The organism is Pseudomonas sp. Pme6b, from assembly GCF_058129925.1.
This window is the reverse complement of the sequence record NZ_CM176704.1, coordinates 2031207-2054627: the sequence shown is the minus strand read 5'-3', so window position 1 is coordinate 2054627 and position 23421 is coordinate 2031207. Positions and strand designations below refer to the sequence as shown.

The window sequence follows — 23421 nt, the reverse complement described above, 5'->3', positions numbered from 1 at the left end:
ACGAACAATCACAGCGTTTTCTAAAGAAAAAACCGCACGCCGGTTAAAGCAGTGCGGTTTTCCCGTGACAGCAGTCAGCGATTACAAATCTTAAGCCTGGTGGCTAGTGACGTAGTCGATTGCTGCTTGAACGGTAGTGATCTTTTCCGCTTCTTCGTCAGGGATTTCGGTCTCGAATTCCTCTTCCAGAGCCATTACCAGCTCGACAGTGTCCAGGGAGTCAGCGCCCAGGTCTTCAACGAAAGAAGCAGTGTTGACAACCTCTTCTGATTTGACGCCAAGTTGCTCTGCAACGATTTTCTTGACGCGCTCTTCGATGGTGCTCATACCTAGTTTTAACTCCTAGTGGAAATGTTCAGGCATCTGGCCAGTGGGTAAGTGTATAGAAGAGGTTTTGCGAATTTCAAGCTTAACGCTCTTCCCTTATGCCCAACCGTACCTTTGCCCATGCATAGATTGCAGCTTTATAACGGATTTTAGACAGCTCGTATGACATTTTTTTGAAACAGGTGGTCACATTAGCTCATGTACATGCCGCCGTTAACAGGGATTGTGGCCCCGGTAACATACCCTGCGCCTTCGGAGGCAAGAAAAGCGACTACATGCGCAATCTCTTCAGCCTGCCCCAGACGGCCCAGGGGTATCTGGGTAATCAGTGACTCACGCTGAGCCTCAGGCAGCTCACGCGTCATATCGGTGTCGATGAAACCGGGCGCAACCGAATTAACGGTTACTGCCCGCGAACCCACTTCACGGGCCAGAGCCCTGCTGAAACCTTCCAGCCCGGCCTTCGCGGAAGCATAGTTTACTTGACCGGCGTTGCCCATGGCACCCACAACCGAACCAATGCTGATAATACGACCCCAACGCGCTTTGGTCATGCCGCGCAAAACACCCTTGGAAAGGCGGAAAAGGCTGTTCAGGTTGGTGTTGACGACGTCATACCATTCGTCATCTTTCATGCGCATCATCAGATTATCACGGGTGATGCCAGCATTATTGACCAGAATCAACGGTGCACCGACACGCTCCTGGATGGTCGACAGGACCGAATTCACGGACTCGGCATCGCAGACATCGAGCATCAGGCCAAAGCCTTCGATGCCGTTTTCCTTGAGCGTCGCACTAATGCGCTCGGCGCCGGACTCAGAGGTCGCGGTGCCCACAACGACAGCACCATTGCGCCCCAATTCCAGGGCGATGGCTTGACCAATACCGCGACTCGCACCGGTGACCAGTGCAACTTTACCTTGAAGGCTCATACAGGCTTCTCCTAATCAGGCCAGTGCCGCGCGCGCGGCGGCAAAGGCGTCCGGGGTATCAAGGTTGTAAGTAATCACGCCTTCGGCGCAACGCTTGTTCAGACCGGCCAGGACTTTGCCCGGCCCACATTCCACAAGCTGGTTCGCACCACGGCTCGCCAGGCATTGAATGGATTCAACCCAGCGAACCGGCTTGTACAACTGTTCCAGCAAGTCACGCTTGAGCGTCGCCAGATCACTGACAGCACTGGCACTGACGTTTTGTACCAGCGCGATTTCCGGCGCCTGCCATTCGATGGCCTCAACAGCCTCGGCGAAACGTTCGGCAGCCGGGCGCATCAGTTCGCAGTGCGATGGCACGCTGACCGGCAACGGCAAGGCGCGCTTGGCACCACGGGCCTTGCACAGCTCCATGGCACGCTTGACGGCCTCGGCGGAACCGGCAATCACCACCTGACCCGGCGAGTTGAAATTCACGGCACTGACGACTTCGCCCTGCGCCGCTTCGGCGCAGGCTGCGATAACGTCGGCATCATCCAGCCCCAGAATGGCGGCCATGCCGCCCTGACCCGCTGGCACCGCTTCCTGCATCAACTGGCCGCGACGCTCGACAAGCTTCACGGCGTCGGCCAGGCTCAGGCTTTGCGCGGCCACCAGTGCGCTGTATTCACCCAGGCTGTGACCGGCGACGAACGCAGGAACCGCACCGCCCTCGGCCAGCCACACATGCCACAAGGCAACGGAAGCGGTGAGAATGGCCGGCTGGGTCTTGTCGGTCTGATTGAGCAGCTCGGCAGGACCGTTCTGAGTCAATGCCCACAGGTCGTAGCCAAGGGCTTCGGAAGCCTGCTCGAAAGTGTCGAGGATCAGCGGATGCTGCGCGCCTTGCTCGGCGAGCATACCGAGCGATTGCGATCCTTGACCCGGAAAGACGAATGCGAGGGATGCAGACATTTGACAAGCCTCTGAATTATTGTCGCCAAAATGGGCGTCCGGACAGGCCGAACGCGGGTATTCAAATTTACATGACTGATCGGTTGGATGACTGACCAGTCTGATGCGTCACATTTTCAGGCTCCGCCGTTCTGGAGAAGCAATTCAAGCCGCCCCTTCAGGCGCTGCGGCAGGTTTTCACGGGATTCAACGATCGCTCGCTGAATCGCACTCTGGAACCCTGAAACACTGGCCGAACCGTGGCTTTTCACCACAACCCCCTGCAACCCGAGCAAGCTCGCGCCATTATGACGAGCAGGTGCCAGATCAGTCTGCAGTCGCTTGAGCAACGGCAACGCCAGCGCTCCGACCGCCCTGCTCAGCAGGTTGCGGTTGAACAGTGTATCGATTCTGGCGGCAATCATGCTCGCCAGCCCCTCGCTCGACTTGAGCAGTACATTGCCGACAAAGCCATCACACACCACAACGTCAGCCTCACCCCGGTACAAACCGTCGCCTTCGATGTAGCCAATGTAGTTGAGCCCCAGGGCTGCCTGCAGAAGACCAGCGGCAAGCTTGACCTGCTGATTGCCCTTGATGTCTTCCGTGCCCACATTAAGCAAGGCAACCCTGGGTTTTGTGACGCCCAGGGTCTCGGCAAGAACAGAGCCCATTACGGCAAACTGATAAAGCGCCTCGGCGCTGCAATCGACGTTCGCACCCAGGTCGAGCAACTGGCAATGGCCAGACCGGGTGGGAATGGCTGCGATCATCGCGGGACGGTCGATACCGGGCAAGGTCTTGAGCACAAACCGCGAAAGCGCCATCAGCGCACCGGTATTACCAGCGCTGACACATGCCTGGGCCTGCCCGCTCGCAACAAGCTCAAGCGCAACGCGCATGGACGAGTCAGGCTTGCCACGCAGGGCCTGGGACGGGCGCTCGTCCATTGCAATGGCTTCACTGGCATTTACGACACGCAGACGCGAGTGATCCACGGCACCGTGACGGGCAATGAGTTCTTCAATCAGGGAGGCTTGGCCGACGAGGACCAGATGAAGCGAGGGCGTAGCTGTCAGGCACGCGAGGCTTGCCTGAACAATGTTGCGGGGACCGAAGTCCCCGCCCATTGCGTCGATCGCTATGATCGGAGCGGACAAGAAATTACTCGTCAGCGCCCTTGTCGATCACTTTACGACCACGGTATACGCCTTCTGGCGATACGTGGTGACGCAGGTGAATTTCACCAGTGGTCTTTTCTACCGACAGAGTGCTTGCCTCAAGGGCGTCGTGCGAACGACGCATGTCACGGGCAGAGCGGGATTTTTTGTTCTGCTGAACAGCCATAATTGATTAACTCCTAAACGTTTGGGTCACGCTTTAACTGCGCCAATACACTGAACGGGTTGGACCGCGTTACCTCGTCCACGCTCGGTTCGGGCTCATCGAGACCCGCCGGTTGCTGGCATTCTTCAGGATGATGAGCAGGCACAATGGGCAAGGCGAGCAATAGCTCCTCCTCGATCAATGCCAGCAGATCCAAAGGATCTTCGCCCAGTTCCAGCACGTCATAACCTTTCGGTAACGACTGGGTATTCGCACCCTCCTTCACCACGGCGTAACTGCATTCGCTGTGGATCGGCAGGGTCACCAGCTCAAGACAACGCTGGCAAACCATCTTGACCGGGACGTCTATCGAACTGTGGATAACCACAGAACGGCGTTCGTCACGCTCAAAAACGAATTTCGCCTGCACCGTACCGACAGTGTCGGCAAGCGGGTCGCAGAGTCTCTTCAAATCGCCCAGCAGCACTTCACCCTGAAGGGTAGTGCCGCGATCAGACAATTTGCGCGGGTCAACGTGAGATGGAATCGGGTCATTCAACATAGGCGCAGCATTCTAGGGATGCCCCCTTGGCATGTCAAAGGAAATTCAGGCCTGTTCGTCACTCCGGCCACTCTTTAGAATCGACGCTCAGCCTACGGAGAACCGCATGCCATCCCTGCTCCTTGCCTCCAGCTCTTCATACCGGCGCGAACTGCTCACTCGCCTGCGCCTGCCATTCACCTGCAAGTCCCCGGACATTGATGAAAGTCACCGACCGGACGAAACCGCACACGACCTCGTTCGACGCCTTGCCTTAAAGAAAGCCGAGGCGCTGGCGGGCGAATATCCGCATCACCTGATCATTGGCTCCGATCAGGTTGCCGTCCTAGACGGGCAGATACTCGGCAAGCCACATACCTTCGAGCGCGCACTTGAGCAACTGACGGCTGCCAGTGGCACCAGCGTAACCTTCCTGACCGGACTGGCCCTGCTTAATAGCTCGACAGGCGAGCATCAGGTCGATTGCGTACCCTTTACCGTGCACATGCGCGAACTCGATCAAGCCAGCATCGAACGCTATCTGCATGCAGAGCAACCTTATGACTGCGCCGGCAGCTTCAAGGCTGAAGGGTTGGGGGTTAGCCTGTTTCGCAGCACCGAAGGCAGCGACGCGACCAGCCTGATCGGCCTGCCACTGATACGCCTTGTGGACATGCTAATAAAGGAAGGGGTCAGCGTACCCTGACGCTCAGACAAAGAACCCGGCCATTGGCCGGGTTCTTCATTTCTGCATCAAGCCGTCAGCGCAGGCTTGGACCGTTGAAGCCGACCAGCATGGCAATGCGCTCAGCGATACTGGTGCCCAGCTTTTTCGAAAAGCGGTCGAAAGGCGACTCTTCGACGGTGTATTCAACGATATCCTTTTCCTTGATCACATCCCGCGCGACATAACTGGCGCTGCCAAGACCATCCACCAGACCGAGCGCAACGGCCTGCTCACCGGTCCAGATCAACCCCGAAAACAGCTCGGGATGATCCTTGTCCTTCAGACGATCACCACGACCCTGCTTGACGCTGGCAATGAACTGACGATGCGTTGTGTCCAGCACACCTTGCCAGAACTGCGTCTCATCGGCCTTCTGCGGCTGGAACGGATCAAGGAATGCCTTGTGCTCGCCCGATGTGTAGGTACGACGATCAACGCCGAGCTTGTCCATGGCACCGACAAACCCGAACCCCGCCGCCGTCACACCGATCGAACCCACCAGACTGGCCTTGTCGGCGTAAATCTGGTCAGCGGCACTGGCGATGTAATAAGCACCCGAAGCACCCAGGTCGGTAATGACCGCATACACCTTGATGTCCGGCTTTGCAGCACGCAGACGACGGATTTCGTCATAGACATAGCCCGACTGCACAGGACTGCCGCCCGGGCTGTTGATACGCAGAATCACGCCCTTGGTTTTCTCATCCTCGAACGCCTTCTGCAGCGCCGTGACGATATTCTCGGCACTGGCCGACTCCTTGTCGGCAATCACACCCTGCACATCGATCAGCGCTGTGTGGCTGGAGCGGCGCGATGTACCGCCTTCAAAGTCCAGCATCGGAACGACCACTGCAACGAACAGAAACGCGAACGTCAGCAGCTTGAAGAAAATTCCCCAGCGACGCGCACGACGCTGCTCCTGAACACTGGCCAGCAGCGTCTTTTCCAGAAGTTTCCAGCTTTTTGCTTCTTCCTTGCCATTGACGCCCTCATCCGCGCTTTGCGAGACGGGTGCCTTCCATTCGTCAGACATGTTCCAATCACTCCAACCCTAAAACTAGACGCCGCGCCCATTCAACCAGGTGCGCAGCTCGGAAAAATGCTCAATAGCCAATCGTGGCTGAAACTGGCGCAACGACTCCAGCGACTGAGCACCATAACCCACCGCAACCGAATCCATACCTGCGTTGCGGGCCATCAGCAGATCGAACGACGCATCGCCGATCATCAACGAACGCTGCGGCGCAACATCACAATGCGCCATGATCTCGTTCAACATCAGCGGGTCCGGCTTGCTGGCGGTTTCGTCGGCAGCCCGGGTGGCATCGAAGTAATCTCCCCAGCCATTGGCCTGCAGCACCCGATCCAGCCCACGGCGCGCCTTGCCGGTAGCGACCGCCAGACGATAGCCGTCCTCGCGAAACGCCTGCATCGACTCCAGAACGCCCTCGAACAGCGGCGAAGGCACGTTATCCATGGCCATGTAGCTGTCAGCGTAGCGTTGCCGAAAGTCGATCACCTGACTGTCGCTGATCTGCGGATAAAGGGTTCGAATCGCCTCGGGCAGACCCAGACCGATAATGCCCTTGATCGCCGGATCATCACGAACCTCCAGATCAGTCTCGATAGCCGCGGTACGCATGGCCAGAACAATTCGCCCCACAGAGTCGGCCAGCGTGCCGTCCCAATCGAAAATCAACAGGTCGTAATTACGGCGCACTCAAACGCTCCACTGTCTTGGCCCACATTTCGTCCACAGGCGCCTGCACATTCAGTTTGCTGCCATCGGGCATCGGTACCGTCAGCATATAGGCGTGCAGGAACAGACGCTTGCCGCCCAGATCACGAATCTCGCGACTGAAATTCTCGTCACCGTATTTGGTATCGCCTGCAATGGCGTGCCCCGCATGCAGCGTGTGCACGCGGATCTGGTGCGTGCGCCCGGTCACCGGCTTGGCTTCGACCATGGTGGCAAAGTCACCGAAACGACGCAGTACCTTGAAGATCGTCAGAGCCTCCTTGCCCTCTTCATTCACTTCGACCATGCGCTCGCCGGAGCGCAGATTGCTTTTCATCAGCGGCGCACGCACCTGTTTCTGAGCCGTTGCCCAGTTACCGCGGACGAGCGCCATGTAGCGCTTGTCGACGCCGTCGCCGCGCAGGGCTTCGTGCAGATGACGCAGCATGCTGCGTTTCTTGGCAATCATCAGCAGACCGGACGTGTCGCGATCGAGACGGTGCACCAGTTCGAGCTCCTTGGCATCCGGACGCAACTGACGAAATGCTTCGATTACCCCGAAACTCAGGCCGCTGCCGCCATGCACAGCGATACCCGCAGGCTTGTTGAGCACGATCAGCGCCTTGTCTTCGTAGACAATCGCAGCCTCGAGGCGCTGCAGCAGAGCCTGCGCAACCGGCACCGGCTCGTCGCGCTCAGGCACGCGTACTGGAGGAATGCGCACGATATCGCCTGCCTGCAACTTATACTCCGGCTTGATCCGCCCCTTGTTCACACGCACTTCGCCTTTGCGCAAAATGCGGTAAATCAAGGTTTTGGGCACACCCTTGAGATAAGTGATCAGAAAATTATCGATGCGTTGACCGGCAAGTTCCGGGGCAACCTCAACCAGCTGGACGCCGGGGGTTGGAGGGGCAATATTCGTCATGCCGCAAATGATAACAATTTTTTATGGATTTGAAGCACTTAATGATTGCTGCTATAGTCGCGAACGCCGCCAAAAGCGGCCGGACAGCGGACCAACGGTTGACAACCGGCCCTGACCAACGCAATTCACAAGGACGGGAGGCCGTCCTACGCAGTGTTCGGTGACAACGGAGCACGCTGAAAACGTAACGAGCGCAGGTGACATGAGGCCGGAAACACGCCTGACAGCAGAGCAGACAGCTCGCGGCCAGTGCGGACAGTTCATGGCCAGTTCACAAAGTGCAGTCGCTTTCAGACGCTACGAGCGAATGCTTCGGGAACAACGCCTCAAGCCATGATGCGCGACCTTCCCTATCGAAGATCGCGGTAAATGCCAACCCGCTGCGGATTCTGCGCGCGGCAGCACCCGAATTATCAGGGATACGTGTAGGGTGGAGACGCACAACCATCGGACTGTGTAGCACAAGGCTTGTTCTAGACGCTTCATCTCGTCCGCTACCGATGGTCGATTCCTCCTCCTGACAAAGCTTTTGCTGAAAAGGGTGTCTTATGCCACCACAGCAAGCAGGAAACGTCGTCGCGACCCTCCGCCCCCTCTGGGCGAGGACCTCGCTAGACACTGGAGTGTCCAACCACTCCTGACGTGCCCTGACACCGACCGTGAGAAGTCGTGTGTGCCGAACGCCGTTTCCGGCAGCCCGGAAACCGACGGTACTACATGAAAAGAATGCTGATTAACGCAACTCAACCCGAAGAGTTGCGTGTTGCACTGGTAGACGGCCAGCGCCTCTACGACCTGGACATCGAGTCAGGTGCACGCGAGCAGAAGAAGGCCAACATCTATAAAGGCCGAATCACTCGCATTGAACCCAGCCTTGAGGCTGCCTTTGTCGATTTCGGCTCTGAGCGCCACGGCTTTCTGCCCCTCAAGGAAATCTCCCGCGAGTACTTCAAGAAAGCCCCTGAAGGCCGCGTCAACATCAAGGACGTCCTGAGCGAAGGCCAGGAAGTCATCGTTCAGGTCGAGAAAGAAGAGCGTGGCAACAAGGGCGCAGCCCTGACCACCTTCATCAGCCTTGCAGGCCGCTATCTGGTCCTGATGCCGAACAACCCTCGCGCCGGTGGCATCTCGCGCCGTATCGAAGGCGAAGAGCGCAACGAACTGCGTGAAGCCCTCAACGGCCTGATCGCTCCAGCCGACATGGGTCTGATCGTTCGTACTGCCGGCCTGGGCCGCAGCAGCGAAGAAATGCAGTGGGACCTCGATTACCTGCTGCAACTGTGGACCGCCATCAAGGAAGCGTCCCTGGACCGTTCGGCCCCTTTCCTGATCTATCAGGAAAGCAACGTCATCATCCGTGCCATCCGTGACTACCTGCGTCAGGATATCGGCGAAGTCCTGATCGACAGCGTCGAAGCCCAGGAAGAAGCCCTGACCTTCATCCGCCAGGTGATGCCGCAGTACGCCAGCAAGATCAAACTGTACGAAGACAGCGTTCCACTGTTCAACCGCTTCCAGATCGAAAGCCAGATCGAAACCGCCTTCCAGCGCGTGGTCGAACTGCCTTCCGGCGGCTCCATCGTCATCGATCCGACCGAAGCCCTGGTGTCCATCGACATCAACTCGGCGCGCGCCACCAAAGGCAGCGACATCGAAGAAACCGCCCTGCAGACCAACCTTGAAGCGGCTGAGGAAATCGCCCGTCAATTGCGTCTGCGCGACATCGGCGGCCTGATCGTGATCGACTTCATCGACATGACACCGGCCAAGAACCAGCGCGCGGTGGAAGAAAAAGTCCGCGAAAGCCTGGAAGCCGACCGCGCCCGCGTGCAGATCGGTCGCATTTCGCGCTTCGGTCTGCTGGAAATGTCCCGTCAGCGCCTGCGTCCATCGCTGGGCGAAAGCAGCGGCATCGTCTGCCCTCGCTGCAACGGCACCGGCATCATCCGTGATGTTGAATCGCTGTCGCTGGCCATCCTGCGCCTGATCGAAGAAGAAGCCCTGAAAGACCGCACTGCCGAAGTGCGCGCTCAGGTGCCGATTCCGGTCGCGGCTTTCCTGCTCAACGAAAAACGCAATTCGATCACCAAGATCGAGCTGCGCACCCGTGCGCGCATCATCATCCTGCCGAACGACCAGCTGGAAACCCCGCACTTCGAAGTTCAGCGTCTGCGTGATGACAGCCCGGAAGCACACAACAGCCAGACCAGCTACGAAATCGCCGCGGCTGCAGCCGAAGTGGAAGAAATCGCCCCGCTGGCTGCCGCAACCCGCACTCTTGTTCGCCAGGAAGCAGCCGTCAAGACTGCACCTGCTCGTGCCAATGCGCCGGTTCCGGTAGAAGCCGTTGCGCCTGCCCCAACGCCTGCACCGGTCGCTCACGAGCCAAGCCTGTTCAAGGGCCTGGTGAAATCCCTGGTCAGCCTGTTTGCGACCAAGGAAGAGCCTGCCGCTCCGGTAGTGGTTGAAAAACCTGCTGCCGAACAGCGTCCGGCCCGTAACGAGGAGCGCCGCAACGGTCGCCAACAGAGCCGTGGCCGCAACAACCGTCGTGACGAAGAGCGCAAGCCTCGTGAAGAACGCGCCCCCCGTGAAGAACGTGCCGAACGCGCGCCGCGCGAAGAGCGCGCCCCACGTGAGGAGCGTGCACCTCGTGAAGAACGCGCACCTCGTGAAGAGCGTACCGTTCGCGAACCGCGTGAAGCCCGCGAGGATTCAACACCACGTGAAGAGCGTCCAGCCCGTACTTCCCGCGAGCGCAAGCCACGTGAAGCACGCGAAGATCGTCCGGTCCGCGAACTGCGCGAGCCTCTGGATGCAGCCCCTGCCGTAAACCTTGCTCGTGAAGAGCGTCCTGAACGCGCACCGCGCGAAGAACGCCAGCCGCGCGCACCTCGCGAAGAACGTCAACCACGCGCCGAACAGGCCGCGGCTGCCGTGAGCGAAGAGGAAGTGCTGCTCAACGAAGAGCAGATCAATGACGAGAACCAGGAAGGCAACGACGGTAGCGAAGGCGACCGCCCTCGCCGCCGCTCCCGCGGTCAGCGTCGTCGCAGCAACCGTCGTGAGCGTCAACGTGATGCCAATGGCAACGTGATCGAAGGCTCTGAAGAAAACGGTTCCGAAGAAAACGGCTCGGCAGAAAATACTGAAGAAGGCAGCAGTGCCACCGATCTGTCGGCTGGCCTGGGATTCACCGCAGCAGCTGCGGCTGGCGGCGTGATCAGCGCCACAGCAGAAGCCGATGCACACCAGCAGGCCGAGCGGGCCAACAGCACTGCTGTAGACGCTCCAGCCGTAGAGCCCGCGCAGCAAGCGCCTGTTGCCGAAGCAACTGCTGCCAAGGCACCGGAAGCTGACGCACCGGCAATTGAAGCATCCACTCCAGAAACTCCGGTAGCAGCAGAACCGGTCGTTGAAGTGCCTGCCGTTGAAGCGCCGGTTGCGGATAATGCGCCAGTCGCCAAACCGGCTCCGGAAGTAGAGGTTCAACCTGCTGCGGTCGAAGCACCTGCCATTGCCGCGCAGACCGAGCTGTTCGAAGCGCCGCATGCAGAGCGCGTCGTGCCGTTCACACCAACGCCAGAGCCAGCGCCACAAGCGCCGGTCGAAGCAGCGGCCCATGAAGAAGTGCCAGCCACTGAATCGTCCGAACTGCCAACGCCTGCTACTCCTGCTGCCGAGCCTGTCGTCGTGAAGGAGGAGCCTGCTCCTTACGTCGCGCCTCAGGCCATCGAGGAAGCAGCGCCTGCACCTGCAGAGCAACAACCTGTGGTCGTGGAAACACCGGCAGCACCGGTCAGCAGCACCGGCCGTGCACCGAACGATCCTCGTGAAGTTCGTCGTCGCAAGCGTGAAGAAGAAGCACGCCGTCAGCAGGAAGCCGCTGCTGCCAGCACTCCAGTCATCGCCGAAGCAGCACCTGTTGCCGCTGAAGCAGAATCGGTCCAGCCTTCTCAGGCTATCGAGGAAAAGACTGAAGAAGCGGCGACTGAGCAACCAGCAGTCAAACCGCAACATGAAGCCGAGAAAGAAAACGAGCCTAAACCACTCGTTTAACTCCGGCTCATGAAAAAGCCCCGCCTGTGCAGACAGGCGGGGCTTTTTCATGTCCGCTGATTGAGGACTGCACTGCGCTCATCTTCAATACACAGCGCTTGATCTAATCCCTTCGCGAGCAAGCTCGCTCCCACAAGAGACCATCCCCAGGCTATCAGTAGAGGTTCGGCTCCATCTCCAGCTCAACGCCAAAACGCTCGACGATGTCACTCTGGATGCGGCGCGCCAGGCTCAATAGCTGCAAGCCACTGGCCTGCCCGTAATTGACCAGTACCAGTGACTGGAGCTTATGCACGCCAGCGTCGCCGTCACGATAGCCCTTCCAGCCAGCCTGTTCGATCAACCACCCCGCTGCCAGCTTCACCCGGCCATCGACCTGCGGATAGCCCACGACGCCCGGATGCCCGCTTTTAAGCGTTGCGTACAGTTCAGCAGAAACCACCGGGTTCTTGAAAAAGCTGCCCGCATTGCCAAGTACCGCCGGATCGGGCAGTTTTTCACTGCGAATTGCGCAGATTGCCCGACTGACATCAAAAGGCGTCGGTTTATCGATACCCAATTCGTCGAGACGCTGACGAACCGGACCATATTCAAGGTGCAGATTGGCTACGCGGCTGAGCTTGAAGCGCACCCGCAGGATCAACCAGCGCGCGACCTGATGCTTGAACACGCTGTCGCGGTAGCCGAACGCACAGTCCTCCAGGGAAAACTCGCGCAATTCACCCGTTTCACGATCCAGCGCAGTCAGGCTATGGAATATATCCTTGATCTCGACGCCATAAGCACCGATGTTCTGCATGGGTGCCGCCCCAACGGTGCCTGGAATCAGACTGAGGTTTTCCAGCCCCGCCAGCCCCAGTTCCAGACAGGACTGCACGAACGGATGCCAGGGCTCGCCAGCCTCTGCCTCGACAATCGACTCGAGACAGTCCTCATGCACGATGCGAATGCCGCGACTGGCCATGCGCAGCACCAATGACTGCACGTCACCGCTGAGCAGCAGGTTACTGCCACCGCCAATAACCAGCAGCGGTACATCGTGCTCGACCGAATACGCCAGCGCCTCGCGAACATCGTCATCGCTATGCGCTTCGGCAAACAAGCGGGCCTGAACATCCACGCCAAAGGTGTTGAAAGGTTTGAGGGAAATCGCGGACTGCACCTGCAAGGTCATACTCTCGCCTTCCCGAACCACTGGACGAAGCGCATCAACCCTCCAGCAAGCGCCTTACGCGCTCCAGGTCTTCAGGCGTATCGACGCCACCGGGTGGCGCTTCAAGCGCGTCGGCAACGTGAATTCGCACGCCATTCCACAACGCACGCAGTTGCTCCAGGCTTTCGGTGTTTTCCAGCCAGCACGGACCCCAGCTAACGAAGTCATGAAGAAAGCCCGCACGATAGGCGTAAATACCGATATGACGACGATAAGGCACGCCAGCGGGCAACTCGTCCCTGTTTGCGGTCAGCGCGTCACGCGCCCAAGGCAATGGGGCACGGCTGAACGTCAGCGCCAGGCCGTTGATGTCTGTTGCGACCTTGACGATGTTCGGATTGAACAACGCGACCACATCGTCGATAGGCTCGGCCAGCGTAGACATGCCGGCTTCGGGGTGAGCCGCCAGGTTGGACGCCACCTGATCGATCACCGCAGGCGGGATCATCGGCTCGTCGCCTTGCACATTGACCACAATCGCATCAGCAGCCAGCCCCAGTTGCGCAGCCACCTCGGCCAGACGATCGGTGCCGGAATTGTGATCCTCGCGGGTCAGCAGCACTTCTGCACCAAAAGCCTGACAAGCCTCGACGATGCGCGCATCGTCGGTAGCAATCACCACACGCTCGGCGCTGCTTTTGCACGCCTGCTCCCAGACAAGCTGAACCATGGGCTTGCCTGCAATGGTTTTCAGTGGCTTGCCGGGAAAACGGCTGGAGCCGTAACGCGCAGGAATGACAACGGTGAACGCTGCTGTCATTTTTCCAGCCGCTCATCGGTGCTCAAGGTGCGTGCTTCGCTTTCGAGCATCACAGGGATGCCGTCGCGTACCGGGTAGGCAAGGCCTGCCCCTTTGCTGATCAGCTCGGTCTTGTCGGCGCTGAGCTTCAATGGTCCCTTGCAGACAGGGCAAGCGAGGATATCGAGTAGTTTGGTGTCCATAGGAGATCCTGAAGCAATCATGGAGAGAGACGTAGCAGTTGCTCATCGAACCAGTCGACAAAAGCATCGGACGGTACTGCATCCACTGCCAGATACCACCAGTCATCGGCTGCAAAGGCACGACATTTCACCGCATCCTTCTCGGTCATGACCAAGGGCAATGCCGGTGTGAATGTCAGCGCCTGGGCACTGTAGACCGCATGGTCGGCGAACGCGTGAGCCACCGGCCGCCAGTGTAATCCTTCGAGGGTATTGAAGAAACGTTGAGGATTGCCGATTCCGGCGACCGCATGCAGCGCCTGCCCGGCCGGGAAATAATCCACCGGCTGGCGTTCGCCACTGCGCAGATTGATAAGGGCTGACGGTTTGAGCATAAATGCGTAGCCATCGTCACGATCAGCCATCGCGCCGTTGTAAAGCAAAGCGTCGACACTGCCTAGGCGCTCAACCGGCTCGCGCAATGGCCCGGCAGGCAGACAACGACGGTTGCCCAGCCCGCGGGCGGCATCGATCAGCACCAGCTCCAGATCGCGAGCCAGACGATAATGTTGCAGGCCATCGTCGGAAAGAATCAGATCCAGAGGCTCGGCAGCGAGCAGGGCCTGCACGGCGCGACTGCGATCCGGATCGATCATCAGCGGCACGCCACTGCGTTTGACGATGAGCAACGGCTCATCGCCCGCCTCGCTGGCACTCTGGTCGGCCTTGACGCGCCAGGGCAGGCTGGGAGGTTTGGCACCGTAACCGCGACTGACCACACCAACGCGCAGGCCACGACGACGGCAGTGCTCGATCATCCATAGAATCAGTGGCGTCTTGCCAGTGCCGCCGATGGTGATATTACCCACCACAATAACCGGCACCGGAGCGCGGTAGATAGTGCCCTCACCCGCCAGAAAACGCGCGCGCTTGCCCTCTACGACGCGCCGATAAAGGCCTTCGAGCGGACGCAAAAGCGCCAGCGCAGGGTGGCCCTTGTACCAGGCATCGAGCAAACGGTCGGTAAATGCCATCAGTTAGCCGGTGTGGCCTCGACAGTGGTCATGCGCAAATGGCTGAAACCCAGTTTACCCGCCGCATCCATGGCCGTAATCACCGATTGGTGAGGGGTCTTGCCGTCGGCACTGATCGACAACGGCAGGCTGGTATCGCCCGCCGACTCGCGTTGCAGCGCTTCGATCAGGGTTGCCAGGTCGTTCTTGGGCAACAGTTGGTTGTTCAGCGAGAAGATCCCGTCGGCGTTGATGGCGATGTCGAGATGCTTCGCGCTGGCGTCCACCTCCGGCGTACCGGTGACCGCCTGTGGCAGATCCACCCGCAGTTGGGTTTCACGGGTGAAAGTGGTCGTCACGATGAAAAACAGCAGCAGGATGAACACCACATCAATCAGAGAGACCAGATTGATGTCGATGTTTTCCCGGGGTCTGCGACGGCGAAATTTCACTTCTTCTTGCCCCCGCCCGCTCTGGCCAGCGACTTGAGATCGATTTTGGCGTCGATCAGATCGACATCGCGGTCGCCCTGCACCACTTCAACCAGACGAATGGCCTGCTGCTCCATGCCGACCACCAGTTCATCGACGCGACTTTGCAGAAAGCGATGAAAGAAGATTGCCGGAATAGCCACGATAAGGCCCGACGCGGTACAGATCAGCGCCTTGGAGATACCACCGGCGAGTACACCGGCATTGGCCGTGGCCCCCGAACTGTTGAACGAGCCGAAAATATCGATCATGCCCAGCACCGTACCCAGCAAGCCAAGCAGCGGTGCCATGGCGGCAATCGAACCCAGCGCGCTCAGGTAGCGCTCCAGTTCATGGATAACCCGGGCGGCGGCTTCTTCGATGCATTCCTTCATGATCTCGCGACCGTGCCTGGAATTGGCCAGACCTGCGGCGAGAATTTCACCCAGAGGCGAGTCGGCGCGCAGTTGCTTGAGCTTTTCGCCGTCGAGCTTCTTTTCCTGAATCCACTGCCAGACCTGTCCGAGCAGATGCGGCGGCGTGATACGGCTGGCACGCAGCGTCCACAGACGCTCGATGATAATGCCGGCAGCGGCGATGGAGCTCAAAATAATCGGCAGCATCATCCAGCCGCCAGATTTGACCAGTTCCCACACAGTGATCACTCCCTCGAAAAATTGGCACCACTCTATCATAGGGTCGTCAAGTGCCGAACGCCGAGATCGATATCCATTCACTCAGTCACGCCAGAAACGCCGTTGCGCGCGCTCTGCCTGCGGCGTGCCGAACGTCCCCAGCCGCAGACTGACAGTGCCCAGCTCAGCGCTGTCATAACTGGCCATACCCAGCCATCGATAACGCGCCATGACCAACGGATGCGGGTGGCCGAAGGCGTTGTTACGGCCACGGGAGATCAGCACGCCAACCGCTCCGACGGCCTGAAGAAATACTTTGGATGACGAGGTCCGGCTGCCGTGATGCGGGGACTGCAACCAATGGGCACGAAGGTCGAAACCGCTGGCGATTGCCGCACGTTCCGCGTCGGCGTCTATATCACCCGTCAGCAGCAGACGCTCGCCCCCTGCGTCGACACTCAACATGCAGGATGCCGGATTGCCATCAGGGCCCTGCTCCCAGCGCCAGGTGGAGAACATCACCCCATCCCACTCCCAGCGCGCATCGCTCTCACACAAGCGCGCGTCGAGTTGCGGCGCGAGCCTGGCCAGCTCACCGCCCAGTACACGGTCAACCGGAAATGCCTGATGAACCGCCGCTGCGCCCCCGGCATGATCGGCATCGGCGTGACTGATCAACATCAGGTCCAGATGACGCACACCGGCCTTGCGCATGGCGGGCACGACCACACGCTGACCGATATCGAACTCGCCGAAACGTGGACCTGCGTCGTACAAGAGCGTGTGATTTCGAGTGCGCAGGAGAATGGCCAGGCCCTGCCCCACGTCCAGCTGCAATACTTCTACCTGGCCTGCTGGCACTGAGTCGAGCGGCGGAAAAGCGCACAACAACAGCAATGGCCAACCCAGCAGACGCATCGGCACGCCTTTGGGCAGTAATAAAATGAAGGCCCCGAGCAGACTAAGCAGCCACGCCCAGCCTGGCATTGCACTGGGCAACCAGGCGGGCAAGACTGCGGCAACCCAGCCGAGAAACATAAACAGCCACTCCAGCGCCCCTCCGGCCAGCCAGAGCAAGCCTTCGCCCACACCAGAGACCGGCAGCAGCAGTGTTCCAAGCAACGCAGGCGGCAGGACGATCAAGCTGACCCAGGGCACAGCCAGCAAATTGGCAAACGGCCCGCTGAGGCTGATCGGCAGGTTCAGCGCCAGCAGAATAGGCAGCAAGCCAATTGCGATCAGCCACTGCGCACGCGTCCAGCTTTGCCACCAATTCCAGGCACCGAGACGTCCACTGAAAATCAGCACCAGAATGCCAACCGCCGCGAAAGACAGCCAGAACCCCGGCTGCAGTGTCACCAGCGGCTCGAAAATCAGCACCGCGTTGAATGACAGTAACAACGGCCAGACAACGCCCAGGTGCCGAAAGCGCAAACGCCACAGCAGCACCATCGCGACCATCACACAGGCACGCCGTACCGGCACCTCGAAACCGGCCAGCAGCCCGTAACCCAGCGCAGCGATGAACGCCAGCGCACAGGCCCAAGGCAGCCAGGGTAAAGCCCGTGGCCACAGCCCCCAGCGTGCAAGGCCTGCGACCAGCGCGTAAATCACCCCGGCCAGCAAACCGATATGCTGGCCGGAAATCACCAGCAGATGCACCGTGCCGGTGTCCTGCAGCACCTGCCAATCGGTGCTCGACAATCCGGAGCCATCGCCCAGCACCAGCGCCGCCAAGCCGCCCTCTCTGCCCTGCGCATCGACCGCCAGCAAGCGCTGACGAATAAGGTCGCGCCACGCCCCGCGCGCAGGTGTCAGCAGTTGACCATCCACCACCGTACCGGTGGCACCGATACGCTGCGCCAACAGCCAGGCTTCGTAATCAAAAGCATCAGGATTGACCAGCCCGGCCGGCCGCTTGAGTTTGACCGCCATGCGCCAGCGCTCACCGCTGTTGACCTGCGGACCGCCGTACCACGCCACCCGGATGCGTGCAGGCAATATCGCCCTGCGCGACCTTGCCCCTTCCAGTTCGAAACGCACCACGCCCTCGGCGACACTGGGCAAACCGACTACCTTGCCTTGCAGCCACAGCGTCTGACCGTCCAGACGATGAACCAGACGGTCATTCAACGCCCACTGCGCAGAAACACACGCCCAGGTAAAACCGAGCAGGAACAGCGCCAGTGGATAGGTGCGAAACGGTAGCAGCATCAACGCCAGTATCGGTATCAGCAGCAACAGCCAGGTCGGCGGCAAAGCAGGCAGCAAGCGTAAGGCCACAAGCCCCGACGCGAGCGCGATCATCCCTGTGCGCATGGTGATTCCTTGAAGCGGAAAGCTTCAAGGATCAGCGCAATATGGAAATGTCGGAAGTGATGGTGTGTTGCAAAACCTGAACAGCCGGTCTCGGCAGACAGCCGACCCGCCAGGCTGGCGGGTCGCAAAGCATGTGTTACTGACGCATACCGCGCCCGCTCACCAGCAACCGTGCGCAGCCGAAGTACAGCACAAACGTTGCCACGATCATGAACGCCAGGGCGATGCTGATCTTTATGTCGGAGACGCCCAGAATGCCGTAGCGGAAGGCATTGACCATGTGCAGGACTGGGTTGGCCAGCGATACGGTCTGCCAGAACGGCGGCAACAGGTTGATCGAGTAGAACACGCCACCCAGATAGGTCAGCGGGGTCAGGACGAAAGTCGGGATGATCGAGATATCGTCGAAGTTGCGCGCGAACACTGCGTTGATGAAGCCCAGCAGCGAGAAGATGGTGGCGGTCAACACCACCACAAGGATGGTTACGCCCAGGTGATGCACTTGCAGGTCGGTGAAAAACATCGACAGCATGGTGACAATGAAACCCACCATCAGCCCGCGCAACACGCCGCCCAGGGTGTAGCCAATCAGAATGGTGTGCGGGGAAACCGGCGAGACCATCAGTTCTTCGATGGAGTGCTGAAATTTGGCACCAAAGAAGCTGGATACCACGTTGCCGTAGGAGTTGGTGATCACCGACATCATGATCAGCCCCGGCACGATGTACTGCATGTAGGTAAAGCCGCCCATGTCGCCAATCTGGCGGCCGATCAGGTTACCGAAGATCACGAAATACAGAACCATGGTGATCGCAGGCGGCAGCAGGGTCTGCGGCCAGATCCGCATGAAGCGATGGACCTCGCGGTAAACGATGGTCTTCAGGGCAATCAGGTTGGGGCGCAACTCGCCGCTCTGCACAGTCATAGCGCCACCTTCGCAAGGTTTTTTTCCACCAGGGACACAAACAACTCCTCAAGGCGATTGGATTTATTGCGCAGGCTCAAGACTTCGATGTTCTGGAAAGCGAGCTGGCTAAACAGCGCGGTGATGCCGACATTCTTGTCGACCTGAACTTCCAGGGTGTGGCTGTCGAGCAAACGGCAAGGGAAACCGGGCAGCTGCGGCGCGGTCTGCCAGGACGCCTTCAGATCCAGCACGAAGGTTTCGACAGTCAGGGTGCTGAGCAATTGCTTCATGCCGGTGTTCTGCACGATCACCCCGTGGTCGATAATGCCGATGTTGCGGCACAGCTGCTCGGCCTCTTCCAGGTAGTGCGTGGTGAGGATGATGGTGATGCCTTTTTGATTCAGTTCGGTCAGGAACGTCCACATCGAACGGCGCAACTCGATGTCCACACCAGCAGTGGGCTCATCGAGGATCAGCAGACGCGGCTCATGAATCAGCGCACGGGCGATCATCAAGCGCCGTTTCATACCGCCTGACAGCGACCGCGAAGGCACGTCGCGCTTGTCCCACAGGCCCAGTTGAGTCAGGTACTGCTCGGCGCGCTCCTTGGCGATCTTTGCCGGGATGCCGTAGTAACCCGCCTGGGTGACGACGATGTCGAAGGTCTTCTCGAACTGGTTGAAGTTGAACTCCTGCGGCACCACGCCAATGGAACGCTTGAGCGCAGCGGGCTCGCGATCCAGATCGTGACCGAAGATGTTCACCGTTCCGCTGGTCTTGTTGACCAGCGTCGAGATGATACCGATGGTGGTGGACTTGCCTGCGCCATTAGGGCCAAGCAAAGCGAAGAAATCACCCTCGGCCACGTCCAGATCAATGCCACTCAAGGCCTGGAAACCGTTGCCGTAGGTTTTGGTTAGCTGCCGAATGGACAGAGCGGAAGACATATCGGAAAGAGTACTCATCAGGAAAAAGGAATGAAGCTGACCGGGAACACACGCCTGTCATGACGACCCAGGCGTGCAATGGTGCTCGGCTGGGTCATTCAAGTACAGACACATCTGTTAATAGTAAATATCAAGAGCCGAACATGAGCCCGATCAACTGTTTTAAATGCTCAGACTGCATGCTCAGGTCAGCGGACTCATGACGGCCTTGCGATACGCCGGACGCGTCTTGAGGCGTGCATACCAGGCTTGGAGGTGGGGCAGCGGCGGACGTTCAATCGGCATTTCGAACCAGCCGTAAGCGAAGCACCCCAGGGGAATGTCGCCCATGCCAAAAGCTTCGCCGGACAGGTAAGGCTGGCGAGACAGGGCCTCATCGGCGACCAGCAACAGACTGTGCAGGGTCTTGATGCCTTGCTCGATGGCCGGCCAGTCCTGTTTCTCGGGCGGGGTGCGTACCACGCCCCAGAATACCGGGCTGAACGGGGCCGCGATGGTCGAGGAGGTCCAGTCCATCCACTTGTCTGCGTTGGCGCGGGCCTGAAGGTCAGCGGGGTATAAGTCCGAGTCCGGGGCATGGCGGGCGGCCAGATAGCGTACGATCGCGTTCGACTCCCAAAGCACGAAGTCGCCGTCCTCAATCATGGGAATCCGGCCATTGGGGTTTTTCGCGCGGTAAGCTGCTTCATTGACCAGCCCGAATGCCCCACCGGCGTCCTGCGTCTCGTAGGGCACGCCCACTTCTTCGGCAATCCAGAGTGCCTTGCGCACATTGCTGGAATTCTTCCGTCCCCATATCTTGAGCATTGCGTTCCCCTCGCAGTCGCTGATAAATAAAGGCTCACAGTCTACCCAGAAGCGACGGCAACTTCCTCGTCAACCAGGGGTCACTATCGATGTCGCCTCACCACTGCCCGGCGACCAGTTCTTGATCGCTGCCACGGCGGCGGTCATCACGGAGGAATACCTATGCTGTTGTTGTGGATTGTAGTGCTGGTCGTCGGCATTGCCTGGCTGGCCCATCGGCGTACCGCCCCGCTCCCGGCGCTTGGCGTGGTAGCCGTCTACCTGCTGGCCATGGGCATTTTCAGCCACGCGCCAGGATGGCTGCTGACTGTTTTCTGGGTGCTGTGGCTGGCAGTGTTCGTACCTGTTGTGCTGCCCGACCTGCGCCGCAAGCACTTCACTGCGCCCATGTTCAGCTGGTTTCAGAAAGTGCTGCCGCCCATGTCGGAAACCGAGCGCGATGCGATTGACGCCGGTACGGTCTGGTGGGATGGCGAGCTGTTCAGCGGTCGCCCGGACTGGGACAAGCTGCTGGCCTATCCAAAAGTCCAGCTCACCGAAGAAGAACAGGCCTTTATCGACGGGCCGACCGAAGAACTCTGCGCGATGGTCAGCGACTGGGAAATCGGTCAGGCCATGGACCTGCCGCCTGAAGCCTGGGCGCACATGAAAGAGCACGGGTTCTTTGCCCTGATCATTCCGAAAGAATTCGGTGGCAAGGGCTTCTCGGCCTACGCCCACTCTCAGGTGGCCATGAAACTGGCCACCCGCAGCGGCGACCTGGCCTCCACCGTGATGGTGCCCAACTCCCTCGGCCCTGCTGAATTGCTGCTGCATTATGGCACTGACGAACAGCGCAACCATTACCTGCCACGTCTGGCACGTGGCGAAGATATCCCCTGCTTCGCGCTGACGGGTCCATTGGCAGGTTCCGATGCGGGCGCGATGCCCGACACCGGGGTTATCTGCAAAGGTCAGTGGCAAGGCGAGGAAGTCATCGGCCTGCGCCTGACCTGGGAAAAGCGCTACATTACCCTTGGCCCGGTCGCCACCCTGCTCGGCCTGGCTTTCAAGGCTTACGACCCTGAGCACTTGCTCGGCGAAAAAGAAGATCTGGGCATCAGCCTGGCGCTGATTCCGACCGACACGCCCGGCGTTGAAATCGGCCGTCGCCACTTGCCGCTGGGCGCAGCGTTCATGAACGGCCCGAATTCAGGCAAGGACGTCTTTGTTCCGCTGAGCTACCTGATCGGCGGCCAGCCAATGCTCGGCAAAGGCTGGATGATGCTGATGAACTGCCTGTCGGTAGGACGTTCGATTTCGCTGCCCGCGGTCGGCACCGGCGCTGCCAAGTACACCAGCCTGGTGACCGGCCAGTACGCCAAGGTGCGCGAGCAATTCAATGTGCCGCTGTCGGCGTTCGAAGGTATTCAGGAAGCGCTGGCGCGCATCGGCGGCAACGCCTGGCTGATGGACAGCGCGCGCATGCTGACCGCCAATGCGGTCGATCTGGGAGAAAAACCCTCGGTGCTCTCCGCGATCCTCAAATACCACCTGACCGAGCGTGGCCGCGAATGTATCGGTCAAGCCATGGATGTGCATGGCGGCAAGGGCATCATCATGGGCCCGAACAACTACCTGGGCCGCAACTGGCAAGGTGCGCCGATCTTCATCACCGTTGAAGGGGCGAATATCCTTTCACGTAACCTGATGATCTTCGGCCAGGGTGCCATTCGCTGCCATCCATTCGTGCTCAAGGAAATGGCCTTGGCCGGTCGCGAAGACAAGCAGCAGGCGCTGCTCGAGTTTGACGCGCTCCTGCTCAAGCACATCGGTTTTGCGGTGAGCAACGCCGCCAGCACCCTGATTCTTAATCTGGGCTTTGGCCATTTTGAAAGAGCACCGGGCAACAGCCTGAGCCAAGGCTACTTCCGCGCGTTGAACCGTCAGGCAGCAGCTTTCGCGATGTTGGCGGACTTGAGCATGATGCTGCTGGGCGGCGAGTTGAAACGCCGCGAACGCCTGTCGGCGCGTCTCGGTGACGTGCTCAGTCATATGTATCTGGCTTCGGCGGCACTCAAGCGCTACCACGATCTTGGCTCGCCAGATCACATGAGCCCGCTGTTTCGCTGGGCCATGGAAGAAAGTCTGGGCCACTCGGAACGTGCCATGGACGAAATCCTCGGCAACTTCCCTAACCGTGTGCTGGGTGGGCTGTTGCGTGCAGTGGTGTTCCCGTTCGGTCGTCGCCACAAGGGCCCTTCGGACAAGCTGGACGCCGAAGTTGCACAGGTACTGGGCCGCGCCAAGGGCGATCCGACACTGGAAGAGTTGCTCGCAGGCTGCTATCGCCCGCAATCGGCAGAAGATCCGGTCGGCGCGCTGCAACATGCCATCAACTTGCTGACTACTGCATATCCGTTGCACAAGAAGCTGCAAACGGCGCTCAAGAGTGGTCAGATCAAACCGGCCGCAGGCGAGCATGCCATCGACGCTGCGTTGCGCATCGGTGTATTGCAGGCAGAAGAGGCACAGACACTGCGTACAGCCGAAGCCGCCCGTCGCAAGGTGATCGACGTGGATGATTTCGACAAGGAAGAACTGACCCTGGCAGCGGGCAAGATTCGCTGACGTTCAAGGTCACACCACACAGCAGGCGCGTAGAGCTTTATACTCTCGCGCCTGTTTTTGCATTT

The 23421-nt window shown here is 59.4% G+C and carries 22 protein-coding genes; 3 read left to right on the top strand and 19 right to left on the bottom strand.

Features of this window, described 5'->3' with window-relative positions:
- Nucleotides 1-90: 90 nt before the first annotated feature.
- The 6 genes from acpP to AC4ANE_RS09410 form a co-directional block, all read right to left on the bottom strand.
- Nucleotides 91-327 carry an acyl carrier protein gene (gene acpP, locus AC4ANE_RS09435; RefSeq protein WP_002552692.1) on the bottom strand — a complete coding sequence of 79 codons (237 nt, stop codon included), beginning with the start codon at nucleotides 325-327 and terminating at the stop codon, nucleotides 91-93.
- A 191-nt stretch (nucleotides 328-518) separates the two neighbouring features.
- On the bottom strand, nucleotides 519-1262 hold the full coding sequence (gene fabG, locus AC4ANE_RS09430) for a 3-oxoacyl-ACP reductase FabG (protein WP_002552691.1): 744 nt from the start codon (nucleotides 1260-1262) through the stop codon (nucleotides 519-521).
- Nucleotides 1263-1277: 15 nt separating this feature from the next.
- Nucleotides 1278-2216 (bottom strand): ACP S-malonyltransferase, encoded by a 939-nt coding sequence (gene fabD / locus AC4ANE_RS09425; RefSeq protein WP_002552690.1) that lies wholly within the window; start codon nucleotides 2214-2216, stop codon nucleotides 1278-1280.
- Nucleotides 2217-2332: 116 nt separating this feature from the next.
- Nucleotides 2333-3355 carry a phosphate acyltransferase PlsX gene (gene plsX, locus AC4ANE_RS09420; protein ID WP_002552689.1) on the bottom strand — a complete coding sequence of 341 codons (1023 nt, stop codon included), beginning with the start codon at nucleotides 3353-3355 and terminating at the stop codon, nucleotides 2333-2335.
- Nucleotides 3356-3359: 4 nt separating this feature from the next.
- On the bottom strand, nucleotides 3360-3542 hold the full coding sequence (rpmF, locus tag AC4ANE_RS09415; protein WP_002552688.1) for a 50S ribosomal protein L32: 183 nt from the start codon (nucleotides 3540-3542) through the stop codon (nucleotides 3360-3362).
- Nucleotides 3543-3555: 13 nt separating this feature from the next.
- Complete coding sequence (locus AC4ANE_RS09410; RefSeq protein WP_002552687.1) at nucleotides 3556-4083, bottom strand: YceD family protein; 528 nt, start codon at nucleotides 4081-4083, stop codon at nucleotides 3556-3558.
- A 106-nt stretch (nucleotides 4084-4189) separates the two neighbouring features.
- Between AC4ANE_RS09410 and AC4ANE_RS09405 the strand changes: the two genes are divergently transcribed.
- Entirely contained in the window at nucleotides 4190-4768 is a 579-nt protein-coding gene (locus tag AC4ANE_RS09405; protein WP_002552686.1) for a Maf family protein, read from the top strand.
- A gap of 55 nt (nucleotides 4769-4823) precedes the next feature.
- Here the strand turns inward: AC4ANE_RS09405 and sppA are convergent, their stop codons facing one another.
- Genes sppA through rluC form a run of 3 tightly spaced genes read right to left on the bottom strand, consistent with a single transcriptional unit; the run spans nucleotide 4824 to nucleotide 7455 of the window.
- Entirely contained in the window at nucleotides 4824-5822 is a 999-nt protein-coding gene (gene sppA / locus AC4ANE_RS09400) for a signal peptide peptidase SppA (protein WP_002552685.1), read from the bottom strand.
- Nucleotides 5823-5846: 24 nt separating this feature from the next.
- On the bottom strand, nucleotides 5847-6509 hold the full coding sequence (locus AC4ANE_RS09395) for an HAD-IA family hydrolase (protein ID WP_002552684.1): 663 nt from the start codon (nucleotides 6507-6509) through the stop codon (nucleotides 5847-5849).
- On the bottom strand, nucleotides 6499-7455 hold the full coding sequence (gene rluC / locus AC4ANE_RS09390) for a 23S rRNA pseudouridine(955/2504/2580) synthase RluC (RefSeq protein WP_002552683.1): 957 nt from the start codon (nucleotides 7453-7455) through the stop codon (nucleotides 6499-6501). The genes AC4ANE_RS09395 and rluC overlap by 11 nt, the downstream gene beginning before the upstream one ends.
- Before the next feature lie 717 nt (nucleotides 7456-8172).
- Here rluC and rne point away from each other — a divergent pair.
- Entirely contained in the window at nucleotides 8173-11514 is a 3342-nt protein-coding gene (gene rne, locus AC4ANE_RS09385) for a ribonuclease E (RefSeq protein ID WP_445261102.1), read from the top strand.
- Between the two features lie 154 nt (nucleotides 11515-11668).
- Here rne and murB read toward each other — a convergent pair whose 3' ends face one another.
- The 10 genes from murB to AC4ANE_RS09335 all read right to left on the bottom strand — a co-directional run bounded on the left by murB (nucleotide 11669) and on the right by AC4ANE_RS09335 (nucleotide 20746).
- A complete protein-coding gene (gene murB, locus AC4ANE_RS09380; RefSeq protein WP_002552681.1) occupies nucleotides 11669-12688 on the bottom strand; it encodes a UDP-N-acetylmuramate dehydrogenase in 1020 nt (339 codons plus the stop codon).
- Between the two features lie 34 nt (nucleotides 12689-12722).
- Nucleotides 12723-13487 (bottom strand): 3-deoxy-manno-octulosonate cytidylyltransferase, encoded by a 765-nt coding sequence (gene kdsB, locus AC4ANE_RS09375; protein WP_002552680.1) that lies wholly within the window; start codon nucleotides 13485-13487, stop codon nucleotides 12723-12725.
- The gene (locus tag AC4ANE_RS09370) at nucleotides 13484-13669 is read right to left on the bottom strand and encodes a Trm112 family protein (RefSeq protein ID WP_002552679.1); all 186 of its coding nucleotides are present in this window, start codon (nucleotides 13667-13669) and stop codon (nucleotides 13484-13486) included. The genes kdsB and AC4ANE_RS09370 overlap by 4 nt, the downstream gene beginning before the upstream one ends.
- Nucleotides 13670-13686: 17 nt before the next feature.
- Nucleotides 13687-14682: a tetraacyldisaccharide 4'-kinase gene (gene lpxK / locus AC4ANE_RS09365; protein WP_002552678.1), complete on the bottom strand. Its 996-nt coding sequence runs from the start codon at nucleotides 14680-14682 to the stop codon at nucleotides 13687-13689.
- The gene (locus AC4ANE_RS09360; RefSeq protein ID WP_002552677.1) at nucleotides 14682-15113 is read right to left on the bottom strand and encodes an ExbD/TolR family protein; all 432 of its coding nucleotides are present in this window, start codon (nucleotides 15111-15113) and stop codon (nucleotides 14682-14684) included. Before AC4ANE_RS09360 ends, lpxK begins: the two co-directional genes overlap by 1 nt.
- The gene (locus AC4ANE_RS09355; protein ID WP_002552676.1) at nucleotides 15110-15787 is read right to left on the bottom strand and encodes a MotA/TolQ/ExbB proton channel family protein; all 678 of its coding nucleotides are present in this window, start codon (nucleotides 15785-15787) and stop codon (nucleotides 15110-15112) included. Before AC4ANE_RS09355 ends, AC4ANE_RS09360 begins: the two co-directional genes overlap by 4 nt.
- An 81-nt stretch (nucleotides 15788-15868) precedes the next feature.
- On the bottom strand, nucleotides 15869-18085 hold the full coding sequence (locus AC4ANE_RS09350) for a DNA internalization-related competence protein ComEC/Rec2 (RefSeq protein ID WP_031594867.1): 2217 nt from the start codon (nucleotides 18083-18085) through the stop codon (nucleotides 15869-15871).
- A gap of 136 nt (nucleotides 18086-18221) precedes the next feature.
- Nucleotides 18222-19010, bottom strand: coding sequence for an ABC transporter permease (locus AC4ANE_RS09345; protein WP_002552673.1), 789 nt, complete (start codon nucleotides 19008-19010; stop codon nucleotides 18222-18224).
- Entirely contained in the window at nucleotides 19007-19939 is a 933-nt protein-coding gene (locus AC4ANE_RS09340) for an ABC transporter ATP-binding protein (protein ID WP_002552672.1), read from the bottom strand. The genes AC4ANE_RS09345 and AC4ANE_RS09340 overlap by 4 nt, the downstream gene beginning before the upstream one ends.
- 183 nt (nucleotides 19940-20122) lie before the next feature.
- Nucleotides 20123-20746 carry a glutathione S-transferase gene (locus tag AC4ANE_RS09335; RefSeq protein ID WP_031594866.1) on the bottom strand — a complete coding sequence of 208 codons (624 nt, stop codon included), beginning with the start codon at nucleotides 20744-20746 and terminating at the stop codon, nucleotides 20123-20125.
- 162 nt (nucleotides 20747-20908) lie between these two features.
- On the opposite strand from AC4ANE_RS09335, the gene AC4ANE_RS09330 reads away from it, so the two are divergent.
- Nucleotides 20909-23356, top strand: a complete 2448-nt coding sequence (locus AC4ANE_RS09330) for an acyl-CoA dehydrogenase (RefSeq protein WP_031594865.1) — start codon at nucleotides 20909-20911, stop codon at nucleotides 23354-23356.
- Nucleotides 23357-23421 lie beyond the last annotated feature (65 nt).